Raw genomic sequence first — 14,890 nt, 5'->3', positions numbered from 1 at the left:
TTTCAAAAAACCGACATCTGGTGTATGTAAGCCGAAATTTGCAGGGAAAACCCTTGGCGCTGACTGCGGGGCCATTACCATCACTTCGTGAATCAACCTCACAGCTGGTCTTGATTGCGAGACCGGACATCACTTAAGAAGGAATCCTGTCATGAAGAAAACTCTGATTGCTTTGGCCGTTCTGGCAGCCTCCGGCGCCGCGTTTGCCCAATCTTCCGTGAGCTTGTACGGTATTGCCGATATCGCTTTGACCAAGGCTAAGGGCACGAGCGCTCAGCTCACCTCTGGTGGCGTGAGCTCCAGCCGCCTCGGCTTCAAGGGCACCGAAGACCTCGGCGGTGGCCTGAAAGCCAACTTCCTGTTCGAAGAAGGCATCGATCTGACCACCGGCGCCCTGAAGGGCAGCGGTTTTGCCCGTCAGGCCTACGTCGGTCTGTCCGGCGGCTTCGGCGAAGTGAAGCTGGGCAACGTGTACACCGCCTACGACGACATCTCCGGTGCCACCAACCCCGTGTTCGATTCCGTGCTGTCTCCTACCGTCGTGTGGGCTTCGACCGGTTACATCAGCAACCCCGGCTCCAACATCTACTACGCTTCCCCGTCCTTCGGTGGCGTGAGCGGCGCTGTCAGCTACGCGCTGGACGGCTCCAAGCAGAAGGTGACTTCTGTGAACGTCAAGTACGAAGGCGGCCCAGTCTACGTGGGTTTTGGTTACCAGGACGAAGCTGATCGTACCGGCAACAAGTTCACCCGCGTGAACGGTTCCTACGACCTCGGCGTTGTGAAGCTGCTGGCTGGCTACGGTCAAGTCAAGCCTGAAGTGGGCTCCAAGACCACCGAGTACTCTTTCGGTGCCGACGTTCCCCTGGGTTCCGCTCTGACCCTGTCGACCGGCCTGGCCTCGTCGAAGGTTGATGGCGGCGACAACCGCAACAGCGTTGGTCTGGGTGTGGCTTACTCCATGTCCAAGCGCACCACGCTGTACACCGGCTTCCGCAAGGAAAACACGGCTGCTGGCGACACCAGCCTGTTCGCCGCTGGCGTCAAGCACACCTTCTGATGTGGGCGGCCGCAAGGCCGCTTGACTCTCAGTTGAACAAAAGCCGCTGGGTTGCCCCAGCGGCTTTTTTTGTTTGTCTGCTTCCCCTGCAGGGGTCGCTGGTGCGGCGGCTACACGCCTTTGTGGAACACAAGACCCGCATGCTCGCGCATCGCGTGGAACTTGATCTTCGGCCAGTTGGCCTCCACGGCGCGCAGCGTCGCCTGGTGGTCCACCAACAGGGTGGGCGCGTCCACCGCGTCCAGTGCCACCCGGTGGCTATTGGCGTCGATGAACTTTTTCAACTCAACCTCGCCACCGTCCTCCGGCGCACAGGTCACCCAGCGGGCCACCTGGTAGGGGCTTCCCATGATGCGTGCCTTGACGCCGTATTCGTGCTCCAGTCGGTGCGCGACCACTTCGAATTGCAGCTGACCCACAGCGCCCAGCAACAGGACCGAACCCGCCACTGGACGGAAGACCTGGATCGCACCCTCTTCACCGAGCTGGGTCAGACCGGCGCGCAGTTGCTTGCTGCGCAGAGGGTCGGCCACTTCCACGCTGCGGATGATTTCCGGTGCGAAGAAGGGCAGGCCGGTGAACTGGAGGTTCTCACCTTCGGTGAGTGTGTCGCCGAGTTGCAGCACGCCGTGGTTCGGGATGCCGATGATGTCACCTGCAAAGGCCTCGTCCAGCAGCTCTCGACGCTGGGACAGGAAGCTCACCACGGTGTTGGGGCGCAGGTCCTTGCCGGAGCGCACCACCCTGAGCTTCATGCCACGTTCGAAGTGGCCACTGGCCAGACGCACGAAGGCGATCCGGTCCCGGTGGGACGGGTCCATATTGGCCTGGATCTTGAACACCACGCCGGTGAACTTGGGTTCGTCTGGTTGCACGATGCGCTGGATCGCGGCACGCGCGCCGGGAGGTGGCGCCAGATCAACCAACGCGTCCAGGACTTCGCGAACGCCGAAGTTGTTCACCGCCGAGCCGAACAGCATGGGTGTCTGCTTGCCTTCCAGAAACTGAGCCTCGTCGAAGGCCGGTGATGCACCGGCCACCAGTTCGAGTTCGTCACGCGCCTGTTCGAACTCGGCGCCAAAGCGTTTCAGGCTCTCGGCATTGTCCAGTCCAGCCAGCACCTCCTCTTCGCCGCCTCGGCGGTCTTCGCCCGCGGCGAACACACGCATCTGGTCGGTCCGCCGGTCGTACACGCCACGGAAGGTCTTGCCCATGCCCACGGGCCAGGTGAACGGGACGACCGTCATGCCCAGCTCACGCTCGATTTCGTCCATCAGGTCCAGCGGGGCCTGCACCTCTCGGTCCATCTTGTTGACGAAGGTGAGGATGGGTGTGTTGCGCGCGCGGCAGACCTGCAGCAGGCGCCGGGTCTGAGGTTCCACGCCGTTGCCGGCGTCGATCACCATCAGCGCGGCGTCCACAGCGGTGAGCACGCGGTAGGTGTCTTCGCTGAAGTCCTGGTGACCGGGTGTGTCGAGCAGGTTGATCACGCAGTCGCGGTATTCCATCTGCATGACCGATGAAGCCACCGAAATGCCGCGTTGTTTCTCGATCTCCATCCAGTCGCTGGTGGCGTGGCGCGCGGCTTTGCGCGCCTTGACAGAGCCGGCGATGTTGATCGCGCCCGAGAACAGCAGCAGCTTCTCGGTCAGGGTTGTTTTACCCGCGTCGGGGTGGGAAATGATGGCGAAGGTACGGCGACGCTTCACCTGTTTGGCAATTTCGGACATAGCCCATGATTATCGTTCCCCCCTGGGGGAAGTCGCGCAGCGGCGCAGGGGGCTCGTTCAGAGGGGACAATACGGGGCTATGCACCCCAAAGCCCTCCTCGACGAATGCGCCATCCTGATCGAACAGGTTTTCAAATTTGACCACCCCGCCGACGCCGTGGTGGCCCGCCATTTCCGCGAAAACCGATCGTTGGGGCCGCGCGAGCGTGCCACGCTTTCCGACTCGGTCTATGCCATCCTGCGTGAGCGGCTGAAGTTGGAATGGCTGGCCCGCTCCGGCACGGGTTCCAAGTGGCGCCGGCTCGCCATCCTGGGTTTTCCGGGCGATCGCGACTTTCTCAAGAGCGCGCTGACCGATGCGGAAAAGACCTGGTGGGACCACTGCCTGGCCGTGAACGACGCCGACTTGATGGCACAGCACCGCCACAACTTGCCCGATTGGCTGGCGACCGCATTGCGCGAGCAGGTGGGTGATGAGTTCGATGCGCTTGTGGCCAGTCTGAACCAGCCGGCCGCGCTGGATCTGCGCGTGAATGTGCTGAAGAAGAAGCGCGAAATGGCCTTGGCCGAGTTGCAGCAGGCGGGGCTGGTCTGCGAAGCCACGCCGTATTCACCGCTGGGCATTCGATTGCAAGGCAAACCTTCGTTGGCCAAACTGCCGGCCTTCACGCAAGGCGACGTGGAAGTGCAGGACGAGGGGTCACAGCTGCTGGCACTGCTGCTGGACGCCAAGCGGGGTGAAATGGTGGTGGACTTTTGCGCGGGCGCTGGTGGAAAAACGCTGGCCATTGGTGCGGCCATGCGCAACAGCGGTCGCCTGTATGCGTTTGACACCTCTGGTCATAGGCTCGATGCCCTCAAGCCCCGACTGGCACGCAGCGGACTGTCCAATGTGCACCCCGTGGCCATCGCCCACGAGCGCGACGACCGCATCAAGCGCCTGGCGGGCAAGATCGACCGTGTGCTGGTGGATGCGCCGTGCTCTGGCTTGGGCACGCTGCGCCGCAGCCCTGACTTGAAATGGCGGCAGACACCGCAGACCGTGGCAGCGCAGTCGGAACTGCAACTGGCCATCCTGCACAGCGCTGCGCGCCTGCTCAAACCCGGTGGGCGGCTGGTGTACGCCACCTGCAGTCTGCTGCGGGCGGAAAACGAGGCGGTTTGCGAGGCCTTCGCCCTGGCCCATCCCGAGTTTGAAGCGGTGCCCGTGTCCTCCTTGCTGGAGAGCCTGCACGTGCCACAGGCCGCGTCTCTGTGCTCGGGTGAGCAGGGTCGCTGGATGCGCCTGTGGCCGCATCGGCATGCAACAGACGGCTTCTTTGCCGCCGTCTGGCGGAAAAAGCCTTGAAAATCCGGTAAAAACCCCGATTTTCGGCTGGACTTTCTCCGTTTGGCTGCTGTGGCTAGGTGATTTGCACCCCCGCCTTTAAAATTGAGCCGTCCCTTCGGCCCGATTCGTTCGTGGGCCAGGTTTGTTTGATCCGAACGCTTTCAGGCGTTCTTTTAGGAAATCAATGTTCTCTTCCGATTCGGGGGCTTTTCCCCTTCTGTGGGATGGCCTGATCCAGTTCCTGGCCCATGGGCTGACCGGCGCTGCCTGGTGGCAAGCCATGGTTGTGGCACTGGTGTTGACCCATGTGACCATTGCCAGCGTCACCATCTACCTCCACCGCCACTCGGCGCACCGTGCACTGGATCTGCACCCGGTGGCCTCGCACTTTTTCCGGTTCTGGCTTTGGATGACCACCGGTATGGTTACCAAGGAATGGACGGCGATTCACCGCAAGCACCACGCCAAGTGTGAACATGAAGGTGATCCCCACAGCCCTGTGGTGTTTGGCATCAAGAAGGTGTTCTGGGAAGGCAGCGAGTTGTACCGGGCCGAGGCCAAGAACCAGGAGACTCTGGCACGCTACGGGCACAACACCCCGGACGACTGGGTCGAGCGTCACGTGTACACCGGGCGTTCGCGCCTGGGTGTGAGCCTGATGCTGATCATCAATGTCGCCCTGTTTGGCGTGTTGGGCCTGACGGTGTGGGCGATCCAGATGATCTGGATTCCGATCACCGCCGCCGGCATCATCAACGGCATTGGTCACTGGTGGGGATACCGCAACTTTGAAGCCACCGATGCCAGCACCAACGTCTCGCCATGGGGCATTCTGATTGGCGGCGAGGAGCTGCACAACAACCACCATACCTACCCCACATCCGCCAAACTGTCGGTCAAACCCTACGAGTTTGATATCGGCTGGCTCTATATCCGTGTGCTCAAGTCGCTGGGCCTGGCCCACGTGAAAAAGCTGCCACCGAAGATGGCCTTTGGGGATGTCAAACCGGTGGCGGATGAAAAGACGCTGGAGGCCATCATTGCCAACCGGTATGAAGTCATGGCCGGATTTGCGCGTGAACTGCGCACCGCCTGCAAGCGCGAGATCGAAGGTTTGAGGTCCCGCAGCGCCGATGCATCGGTTCTGGACGCGGCCCGCCGCTGGCTGCACCGCGATGACGACAAGGTGCCGGCTGATGTCAAACCCCAGTTGGCACTGGCCCGAGCCGAGCATCCGGTGCTCGACAAGATGGTGACCATGCGCGAAGAGCTGCGTGCCCTGTGGTCCAGCACGAACGCCACGCGCGAACAGCTCGCCAGCGACCTGCAGGCCTGGTGTCGTCGGGCCGAAGAAAGTGGCATCGCCGCGTTGCGGGATTTCTCGATTCGCCTGCGCTCCGCGCACGCATAGGACTTGGCCCACCCCCGCCGCGCTGCCGCGCGACCCCCTCTGAGGGGGCAACGCCAGCGGCCCGGCGGAGCCGGTTCCGCGGCGTTCTGGGGTAGGGCACTTCACGCCGGACACTGCCGATCCACTTGTTTCCCGGGCAACAAAAAAGCCGCTGTTTTCACAGCGGCTTTTTTGTTGGGTGGTATCCCGCTGAATTACTTCAGCTTGATTTCCTTGTAGTCCACGTGCTTGCGAGCCTTGGGATCAAATTTCTTGATCAGCATCTTCTCGGGCGTGGTCTTCTTGTTTTTGGTCGTGGTGTAGAAGTGGCCGGTACCCGCAGTGGATTCCAGCTTGATCTTTTCGCGTCCGCCTTTGGTTGCCATGGTGTGTGCTCCTTATGCCTGGCCGCGTGCGCGCAGGTCAGCGAGCACGGCGTCGATGCCGTTCTTGTCGATCAGGCGCAGGGCAGCGCCCGACACGCGAAGGCGAACCCAGCGGTTTTCGCTCTCGACCCAGAAACGGCGGTATTGCAGGTTCGGCAGGAACCGGCGCTTGGTTTTGTTGTTGGCGTGGGAAACGTTGTTCCCGACCATGGGCTTCTTGCCCGTGACGTCGCAGACGCGTGCCATGAGGACACTCCGATACTTATATACAGCTGTTGGCCCAGGATGCCGTGGGACATATGCCCGTTCTGCATCTGGCGTTCCAGCCTCACCTCGCCAGGAAAGGGTGGCGGTAACCCGAATTCGTCACGCACAACCGGAGTCGGTCAAACGCAGCAAAGCCTTGAATTATAGCGCGAAGGGAAATCGCGCTCCAGTGCCACTCGGCAGCCGCTCGTCAGGACTCGTTTTGTTCCAGGAAGCGTTGGGCGTCGAGCGCGGCCATGCAGCCGGTGCCGGCGCTGGTGATGGCCTGACGGTACACGTGGTCCTGCACATCGCCGGCCGCAAACACGCCCGGCACGCTGGTCATGGTGGCCATGCCCTTCAGCCCGGACTGGGTGACGATGTAGCCGTCCTTCATCTCGAGCTGGCCTTTGAAGATGTCGGTGTTGGGGCTGTGGCCGATGGCGATGAAGCAGCCCTTGAGCGTGAGGTCTTCGGTCTCGCCGGTCTTCACACTTTTCAGTCGCACGCCGGTCACGCCGCTCTGGTCGCCCAGCACCTCGTCGAGCGTGAAATGGGTCTTGAGTTCGATCTTGCCCGCAGCGACCTTTTCCATCAGCTTGTCGACCAGGATGGGTTCGGCTTTGAAGGTGTCGCGACGGTGCACCAGGGTGACCTTGCGGGCAATATTGGACAGATACAGGGCTTCTTCGACGGCGGTGTTGCCGCCGCCCACCACGGCCACGTCCTGCTCGCGGTAGAAAAAGCCATCGCAGGTGGCGCAGCCCGACACGCCCTTGCCCATGAAAGCTTCCTCCGACGGCAGGCCCAGGTATTTGGCCGAGGCGCCAGTGGCGATGATCAGGGCGTCGCAGCTGTATTCACCGCTGTCGCCCTTGAGCACAAACGGGCGCTTGGAGAAATCCACCGCATTGATGTGATCGAACACGATCTCGGTCTTGAAGCGCTCGGCATGGGCCAGGAAGCGCTGCATGAGTTCGGGGCCCTGCACACCGTCCACATCGGCAGGCCAGTTGTCCACGTCGGTGGTGGTCATGAGTTGACCACCCTGGGCGATGCCGGTGACGAGCACGGGGTTGAGGTTGGCGCGGGCGGCATAGACCGCGGCCGTGTAGCCGGCGGGGCCCGATCCCAGAATGAGAACTTTGGAGTGCTTCATGTTGCAAGGCCCCATCGAACTTTGGGGCAAGTGGTTTAGAGTTGACGTTGATTCGCGGCTTCCGCGGCCTTGTGCTCAACCTGGGAGGGTGGGCAGGTGATCGAAGTCATTGTATGAAAGAGCGCTGCGTCCGCAGTCCAAGCATAGGAATAAACACATGTCCATCCTGTCCAATCTGGATTTGATTCGCCGGGTACCGCTGTTTTCCACGCTGACGCAGGCGCAGGCCGAATCGGTGGCCGATGCGGTCGTCAAGCGGCGCTTCAAGCGCGGCGAATGCATCGTCGAGCAGGGGAAGAAGTCCAACTGCCTGGCCATCGTGCTGACGGGGCGGGCCCGCGTGGTGACCGCCGACGCCCGTGGTCGTGAGGTGATCCTGGCCACCATGAACCCGGGTGACTACGTGGGGGAGATGAGTCTGATCGACAACCAGCCGCATTCGGCCACGGTGCGTGCCGAGGTGCAGACCGACGTGTTGATTCTGGGGCGGGTGGAGTTCGCGCGCTGCCTGCCGGAAAACACCTCCATGGCCTATGCCGTGATGAAGGGCTTGGTGCAGCGCCTGCGCCATGCCGACCGCAAGATCGAATCGCTCGCCCTGATGGATGTCTATGGGCGGGTGGCCCGCGCGCTGCTGGAGTTCGCGCAACCCGGCAAGGATGGCCAGCTCGTCATCCGCGACCGGGTCTCGCGCCAGGACGTCGCGAAAATGATCGGCGCCTCGCGCGAAATGGTCAGCCGGGTGATGAAGGACCTGGAAGACCGGGGTTTCATCGAGCTGGGGGAGGACGGCAGCACCGTCATCAAGGAACGCCTCAATTCATTGGGCTGACCGACGTTGGCCGTCTCGCGGGGGTTGCCTTCGTGCGGCTCAGCCGCCTGCGCTTGGATGCCCTTGCGCCGGGCGTGAACACGCATCTCCATGGGGTAAGCTTGCCCTCGGAATATTGCGAAGACTATGACCTATTCACTCAACACGCTCAACGCCGACCGTGCCAACCCGGCGCCGGCGGGGGTGACCCGTTTTGCCCAGGAGATCGGGCTCGTGCTGGGCGCCGCGGCGCTGGCGTTCTGGTTGCTGGCCTTGCTGAGCCACTCGCTGGCCGACCCGGCCTGGAGCACCACGGGTACCCGGCCGGAGGCGGGCAACTGGGGTGGCCGGTTCGGCGCCCTGCTGGCCGACTGGAGCTATTTCCTGCTGGGTTTTTCGGTCTGGTGGTGCTTTTTCGCCGGTGTGCGGGCTTGGCTGTCGGCGCTGGCACGCTGGATACGGGGGTACCAGGGGCTGGATGCGGACGACGAGGCGCATTCGCTGGACAAAGTCACCGTGTGGCAACGCATCCGGGGTCAGCGCGCCGTTTTCTGGCTCGCGCTGGGCTTGTTGCTGGTGGCCAGCACCACGTTGGAGTGGAGCCGGCTGTACCGCCTGGAGGGGCTGTTGCCAGGGCATGCGGGGGGCGTGCTGGGCCATGCCGTGGGAACACTGGCCATGCGCTGGCTGGGGTTCACGGGGTCGGCGCTGGCCATGCTCGCTCTGCTGGTGTTGTGCTTGCCGCGCGTGTTCCGCTTTTCCTGGGGGCACTGGGCCGAAAGTCTGGGTTTTACGCTGGACGGCTGGTTTGAAGCCCGGCGCGAGAAGCGCGAAGCGGTGGAAGACCAGCGCATCGGTGAGCAGGCGGCTCGTGAGCGTGAGGAAGTGGTCAAGGTCGAGCGGGTGGAGATTGAAGAGCACCATCCCATGCCGGTGGTGATCGAGCCCACCCTGATCGATGTGCCCAAGAGCGAGCGTGTGGCCAAGGAGCGGCAGAAGCCGCTGTTCACCGAGATGCCCGACAGCAAGCTGCCGCAGGTGGACCTGCTGGACGGCGCGCCGCTGCACCAGGCGGGCGTGGACAGCCAGACGCTGGAGATGACCAGCCGCCTGATCGAGAAGAAGCTCAAGGACTTTGGTGTGGAAGTGCGGGTGGTGGCGGCCGCGCCAGGCCCGGTGATCACACGCTATGAGATCGAACCCGCCACCGGCGTGAAGGGTTCGCAGATCGTCAACCTGGGCCGCGATCTGGCGCGCTCGCTCTCGCTGGTGTCGATCCGGGTGATCGAGACCATTCCCGGCAAGAACCTGATGGCGCTGGAGCTGCCCAATGCCAAGCGGCAGATGATCAAGCTCAGCGAGATCCTGGGCTCGCAGGTCTACAACGACGCCAAGTCGCTGTTGACCATGGGTCTGGGCAAGGACATCGGCGGCCAGCCCGTCGTGGCCGATCTGGCCAAGATGCCGCACTGCCTGGTGGCTGGCACCACCGGTTCGGGCAAGTCGGTCGGCATCAACGCCATGATCCTATCGCTGCTGTACAAGGCCGATGCGAAGGACGTGCGCCTGCTGCTGATCGACCCGAAGATGCTGGAGATGAGCGTCTACGAGGGCATTCCGCACCTGCTCGCGCCGGTGGTGACCGACATGAAGCACGCGGCCAACGGCCTGAACTGGTGCGTGGGCGAGATGGAGAAGCGCTACAAGCTCATGAGCAAGATGGGTGTGCGCAACCTCGCGGGTTTCAACCAGAAGATCGACGAGGCCAGGGCGCGTGGCGACATCATCGGCAACCCCTTCAGTCTGACGCCCGAGCAACCCGAGCCGCTGGAACGCCTGCCGTACATCGTGGTGGTGATCGACGAGCTGGCCGACCTGATGATGGTGGTGGGCAAGAAGATCGAGGAACTGATCGCGCGCCTGGCGCAGAAGGCGCGCGCGGCCGGCATCCACCTGATATTGGCGACCCAGCGACCCAGCGTGGACGTGATCACCGGCCTGATCAAGGCCAACATTCCGACCCGGCTGTCGTTCCAGGTGAGCAGTAAGATCGACAGCCGCACCATCCTCGACCAGATGGGGGCCGAGAGCCTGCTCGGCATGGGCGACATGCTGTACATGCCGTCCGGCACCGGTTTCCCGATCCGCGTGCATGGCGCTTTCGTCAGCGACGACGAGGTGCACCGTGTGGTGGCCTATCTGAAAGAGCAGGGCGGTGAACCCAACTACATCGACGGCGTGCTGGAAAGCGCCGCGGGCGATGGCGATGGCGCCGACATGTTCGGGGACGGCGGTGGCGGCAACGGCGAAAAGGACGCGCTGTACGACCAGGCGGTGGAAATCGTGCTCAAGGACCGCAAGGCCAGCATTTCCTACGTGCAGCGCAAACTCAAGATTGGCTACAACCGCGCGGCCCGCCTGCTGGAGGACATGGAGAACGCGGGCCTGGTCAGTGCGCTCACATCGAGTGGGCAGCGCGACATTCTGGTGCCATCGCGTGGCGAATGAACCCACGGTGCAACCTTGTGACCGCAAACGGGTCCGACCCGACATGATCAAAAAACTCCTCACCACCGCAGCGTTTGCGCTGACCACCTTCGCTGTCCACGCCGATGGCCTGAAAGACTTGGAGCAGTTCCTGCGCGACGTCAACAATGCGCAGGCCAGCTTCACCCAGGTCGTGACCTCGCCCAAACGCACGGGCGAAACCGTGGCGCGCAGCAAGACCTCCAGCGGACGCTTCGAGTTCCTGCGGCCCAACCGCTTCCGTTTCGAATACACCAAACCGTTTGAGCAGACCATCGTGGCCGATGGCCAGACGCTCTGGCTCTACGACGTCGATCTCAACCAGGTGACCGCGCGCAAGCAGCAAGAGGTGCTGGGCAGCACGCCGGCCGCCCTGATCGCGGCGGGCACCGACATGCGCGCGTTGTCCGAGGTGTTCGAGCTGCAGGCGGCGCCCGCGCAGGACGGGCTGGAATGGCTGGAAGCGCGCCCGCGCAACAAGGACGGCCAGTTGCAGAGCGTGCGCGTCGGGTTTCGCCAAGGACAGCTCGCCACGCTGGAGATCGCGGACAGCCTGGGCCAGCGATCGGTGCTGACGTTTGGCCAGTGGCAGGACAACGTGGCGCTGAAGGCCGAGCGTTTCCGTTTCACGCCGCCCGCCGGGGCCGACGTGATCCGCCCCTGAGCGAACACTTTCGCGCCGTGAGTTCGCCCGCCGCTTCCCGCGCATCGCCGCACACGCCGCTGGCCGAGCGCCTGCGGCCGCGCACGCTGGCTGAGGTGATCGGCCAGCAGCACCTGCTGGGCGAAGGCATGGCGCTGCGCCTGGCCTTCGAGTCGGGCCAGCCGCACAGCTGCATCCTCTGGGGGCCTCCGGGCGTGGGCAAGACCACCATCGCCCGGCTCATGGCCGACGCCTTCGATGCCCAGTTCATCACCATCAGCGCCGTGCTGGGGGGCGTGAAAGACATCCGCGAAGCGGTGGACCAGGCCCAGGCGGCGCGCGATGGCCTGCACCAGCAGCGCACCATCGTGTTCGTGGACGAGGTGCACCGCTTCAACAAGAGCCAGCAGGACGCCTTTTTGCCGCATGTGGAGTCGGGCCTGTTCACCTTCATCGGGGCGACCACCGAGAACCCCTCGTTCGAGGTCAACTCGGCACTGCTCTCGCGCGCGGCCGTCTATGTGCTGCAGCCGCTGGCCGAAGACGATCTGCGCAGCATCATCGGCAAGGCACAGGCCATCGACGCCGTGCCACCGGTGCAGGCTGCCGCGGCCGACCGCCTCATCGCCTACGCCGATGGCGATGCGCGCCGCCTGCTCAACACCCTGGAGACCCTGGCGGTGGCGGCCGCACGCGAAAAGCTGCCGGAAGTCAGCGACGACTGGTTGATGCGTGTGCTGGGCGAGCGTATGCGCCGCTACGACAAGGGGGGCGAGCAGTTCTACGACACCATCAGTGCGCTGCACAAAAGCGTGCGCGGCTCCGACCCGGACGCGGCCCTGTACTGGTTCGTGCGCATGCTCGACGGTGGTGCGGATCCGCGCTACATGGCGCGGCGTTTCATCCGCATGGCCAGCGAGGACATCGGGCTGGCCGACCCCCGCGCGCTGCGCCTGGCGCTGGACGCGGCCGAGGTCTATGAGCGCCTGGGCACGCCCGAGGGCGAGCTGGCCCTGGCCGAGTGTGTGGTGTACCTGGCGGTGGCACCCAAGTCGAATGCGGTTTACAAGGCCTTCAACGAGGCAAAGGCCTTCGTGAAGAAGGATGGCACCCGTCCGGTGCCCATGCACCTGCGCAACGCCCCGACCAAGCTCATGAAGGAGCTCGACTACGGCAAGGGCTACCGCTACGCGCACGACGAGGCCGATGGCTTCGCCGCGGGGGAGCGCTACCTGCCCGAGGGCATGGCCGAACCGGGTTTCTACCGCCCGGTCGAGCGGGGTCTGGAGATCCGCATCGCCGATAAGCTGCGGGAGCTCAAGAAACTGAACAATCAAAAAAACTAATGCAACACCAAACGCGCTGATGCAGCGACCGGGTATGTCCAGAAATCAGGGTAAACCCGCGATATCTAAGGGCTTACACGCATAAGAACACCCAAACCGCCTCGATACAATGCCGCCACCAACCCGCAGTCTGTCCTGTTCAAGGTCGAGCCTGGCGGGTTTTTTGCTAAGTTGAATCGGGCCAGATTGGGCAATCCGCCTGGGCCCGATAAAAACACGGAGAACTTTTTCATGGAAACCTTGCTACAGCAGATCATCAACGGTCTGGTTCTGGGCAGCATGTATGCGCTGGTCGCCTTGGGTTACACCATGGTGTACGGCATCATCGGACTGATCAATTTCGCGCACGGTGACGTGCTCATGGTGGGCGCGCTCACCAGCTGGACCATCATCGGCGTCATGCGGGAGGCATCGCCCGGCATGCCGCTGTGGCTGATCCTGCTGCTCGCCACGTTGATCGCGATGGTGGTCTGCGCCGCGCTCAACTACACGATCGAAAAACTGGCCTACCGGCCATTGCGCAATTCCTCGCGTCTGGCCCCTTTGATCACGGCCATCGGCATGTCGCTGCTCTTGCAGACCTTTGCCATGATCATCTGGAAGCCCAACCCCAAGTCGTACCCGAACATGCTCTCCACCGATCCGGTGCACCTCGGGGGCGCGGTGATCTCGGTCACGCAGATCACCATTCTGGCGACCACGGCCCTCACGCTGGCGTTCCTGATGTGGCTGGTCAACCGCACCAACCTGGGGCGGGCGATGCGGGCCACGGCCGAAAACCCGCGCGTGGCTGCGCTCATGGGCATCAAGCCCGATGTGGTGATTTCCGCCACCTTCATCATCGGCGCCATGCTGGCCGCCATCGCCGGCATCATGTGGGCGTCCAACTACGGCACGGTGCAGCACGCCATGGGCTTCATGCCCGGCCTGAAGGCCTTCGTGGCGGCCGTCATGGGCGGCATCGGCAACCTGGCCGGTGCGGTGGTCGGCGGCATTGCGCTGGGCCTGATCGAATCGCTGGGCGCCGGTTATCTCGGCAAGCTCACGGGGGGAATACTGGGCAGCCAGTACACCGACATCTTTGCCTTCATCGTGCTGGCCATCGTGCTGACGCTGCGCCCCTCGGGCCTGCTGGGCGAACGCGTGGCGGACCGTGCCTGAGGAGCGACCATCATGATGAACACCAAATCCGGCAAACTGATCGTTTTCTTGCTCGCAGGCGCAGCCCTGCTGCTCCTGCCCGTCCTGTTGCAGTCCACCGGCAGCAACTCCTGGGTGCGCATTCTTGACATCGCCCTGCTCTACGTGTTGCTGGCCCTGGGCCTGAACATCGTGGTCGGCTACGCCGGCCTGCTGGACCTGGGCTACATCGCGTTCTTCGCGGTGGGCGCCTATGTCTTTGCGCTGTTGGGGTCGCCGCACCTGGCCGATACCTTTCCGGCCATCAAGGCGATGTTCCCCAATGGCCTTCACTACAGCATCTGGATCGTGATGATCGTGGCCGCGGTGATCGCGGGCGTCGTCGGCATGATCCTGGGCGCGCCCACGCTCAAACTGCGTGGCGACTACCTGGCCATCATCACCCTCGGCTTTGGTGAGATCATCCGCATCTTCCTGCTCAACATGGATCGCCCGGTGAACATCACCAACGGTCCCAAGGGCATCAGCCAGATCGACACCATTTCGGTGTTCGGCCTCGACCTGGGCCAGCGCCTGACCATTGGCGACTACACCTTCCAGCCGGTCACGCTGTACTACTACCTGTTCCTGTTCTTCGTGGTCGGGGCGGTGATCCTGTCCTACCGGCTGCAGGACTCGCGCATCGGTCGCGCCTGGATGGCCATCCGTGAAGACGAAATCGCCGCCAAGGCCATGGGCCTGAACACACGCAACCTCAAGCTGCTGGCCTTCGGCATGGGCGCCACCTTCGGCGGCGTGTCGGGTGTGTTGTTCGCCTCGTTCCAGCGCTTCGTGTCGCCCGAGTCCTTCTCGTTGATGGAGTCGGTGATGGTGGTGGCCATGGTGGTGCTGGGTGGCATCGGGCACATCCCGGGTGTGATCCTGGGGGCCCTGTTGCTCGCCGGCTTGCCTGAACTGCTGCGCCATGTGGCGCACCCGCTGACCGCCATGACCGACGGTCGTCTCGCTCCGGAAATCCTGCGCCAGTTGTTGATCGCGCTTGCCATGGTGGTGGTCATGCTGATCCGCCCCAAAGGCTTGTGGCCCGCGCCCGAGCACGGCAAATCCCTGAGCAAGTGAGCGG

General features: G+C 63.4%; 13 protein-coding genes. 9 read left to right on the top strand and 4 right to left on the bottom strand.

All coding sequences use genetic code 11. From position 1 onward, the window contains the following. Positions 1–151: 151 nt before the first annotated feature. On the top strand, positions 152–1,060 hold the full coding sequence (locus tag KIH07_RS23760) for a porin (protein WP_226494312.1): 909 nt from the start codon (positions 152–154) through the stop codon (positions 1,058–1,060). Positions 1,061–1,170: 110 nt separating this feature from the next. Here the strand turns inward: KIH07_RS23760 and KIH07_RS23755 are convergent, their stop codons facing one another. Continuing rightward, a complete protein-coding gene (locus KIH07_RS23755) occupies positions 1,171–2,790 on the bottom strand; it encodes a peptide chain release factor 3 (RefSeq protein ID WP_226494311.1) in 1,620 nt (539 codons plus the stop codon). A 79-nt stretch (positions 2,791–2,869) separates the two neighbouring features. On the opposite strand from KIH07_RS23755, the gene KIH07_RS23750 reads away from it, so the two are divergent. Beyond that, on the top strand, positions 2,870–4,138 hold the full coding sequence (locus KIH07_RS23750; protein WP_226494310.1) for an RsmB/NOP family class I SAM-dependent RNA methyltransferase: 1,269 nt from the start codon (positions 2,870–2,872) through the stop codon (positions 4,136–4,138). A gap of 166 nt (positions 4,139–4,304) precedes the next feature. Further along, a complete protein-coding gene (locus tag KIH07_RS23745) occupies positions 4,305–5,531 on the top strand; it encodes a fatty acid desaturase (RefSeq protein WP_319004859.1) in 1,227 nt (408 codons plus the stop codon). Between the two features lie 194 nt (positions 5,532–5,725). Here the strand turns inward: KIH07_RS23745 and rpmG are convergent, their stop codons facing one another. The 3 genes from rpmG to trxB all read right to left on the bottom strand — a co-directional run bounded on the left by rpmG (position 5,726) and on the right by trxB (position 7,301). Beyond that, the gene (rpmG, locus tag KIH07_RS23740) at positions 5,726–5,896 is read right to left on the bottom strand and encodes a 50S ribosomal protein L33 (RefSeq protein ID WP_068173845.1); all 171 of its coding nucleotides are present in this window, start codon (positions 5,894–5,896) and stop codon (positions 5,726–5,728) included. Positions 5,897–5,908: 12 nt separating this feature from the next. Beyond that, positions 5,909–6,142, bottom strand: a complete 234-nt coding sequence (gene rpmB / locus KIH07_RS23735; protein ID WP_056269541.1) for a 50S ribosomal protein L28 — start codon at positions 6,140–6,142, stop codon at positions 5,909–5,911. 211 nt (positions 6,143–6,353) lie between these two features. Then, entirely contained in the window at positions 6,354–7,301 is a 948-nt protein-coding gene (gene trxB, locus KIH07_RS23730) for a thioredoxin-disulfide reductase (RefSeq protein ID WP_226494309.1), read from the bottom strand. 157 nt (positions 7,302–7,458) lie between these two features. Between trxB and KIH07_RS23725 the strand changes: the two genes are divergently transcribed. From KIH07_RS23725 to KIH07_RS23700, 6 genes are all read left to right on the top strand, one after another. Next, a complete protein-coding gene (locus KIH07_RS23725) occupies positions 7,459–8,133 on the top strand; it encodes a Crp/Fnr family transcriptional regulator (RefSeq protein ID WP_226494308.1) in 675 nt (224 codons plus the stop codon). Between the two features lie 126 nt (positions 8,134–8,259). Next, entirely contained in the window at positions 8,260–10,620 is a 2,361-nt protein-coding gene (locus KIH07_RS23720) for a DNA translocase FtsK (protein ID WP_226494307.1), read from the top strand. 43 nt (positions 10,621–10,663) lie between these two features. Continuing rightward, on the top strand, positions 10,664–11,302 hold the full coding sequence (lolA, locus tag KIH07_RS23715; RefSeq protein WP_226494306.1) for an outer membrane lipoprotein chaperone LolA: 639 nt from the start codon (positions 10,664–10,666) through the stop codon (positions 11,300–11,302). 17 nt (positions 11,303–11,319) lie between these two features. Next, on the top strand, positions 11,320–12,627 hold the full coding sequence (locus KIH07_RS23710) for a replication-associated recombination protein A (protein ID WP_226494305.1): 1,308 nt from the start codon (positions 11,320–11,322) through the stop codon (positions 12,625–12,627). A gap of 231 nt (positions 12,628–12,858) precedes the next feature. After that, positions 12,859–13,788 carry a branched-chain amino acid ABC transporter permease gene (locus tag KIH07_RS23705; RefSeq protein WP_226494304.1) on the top strand — a complete coding sequence of 310 codons (930 nt, stop codon included), beginning with the start codon at positions 12,859–12,861 and terminating at the stop codon, positions 13,786–13,788. Between the two features lie 12 nt (positions 13,789–13,800). Then, positions 13,801–14,886 (top strand): branched-chain amino acid ABC transporter permease, encoded by a 1,086-nt coding sequence (locus KIH07_RS23700; protein ID WP_226494303.1) that lies wholly within the window; start codon positions 13,801–13,803, stop codon positions 14,884–14,886. Positions 14,887–14,890 lie beyond the last annotated feature (4 nt).

It is taken from the genome of Hydrogenophaga taeniospiralis (assembly GCF_020510445.1).
GTDB lineage: Bacteria > Pseudomonadota > Gammaproteobacteria > Burkholderiales > Burkholderiaceae_C > Hydrogenophaga.
This window is presented reverse-complemented; position numbering and strand designations above follow the sequence as displayed.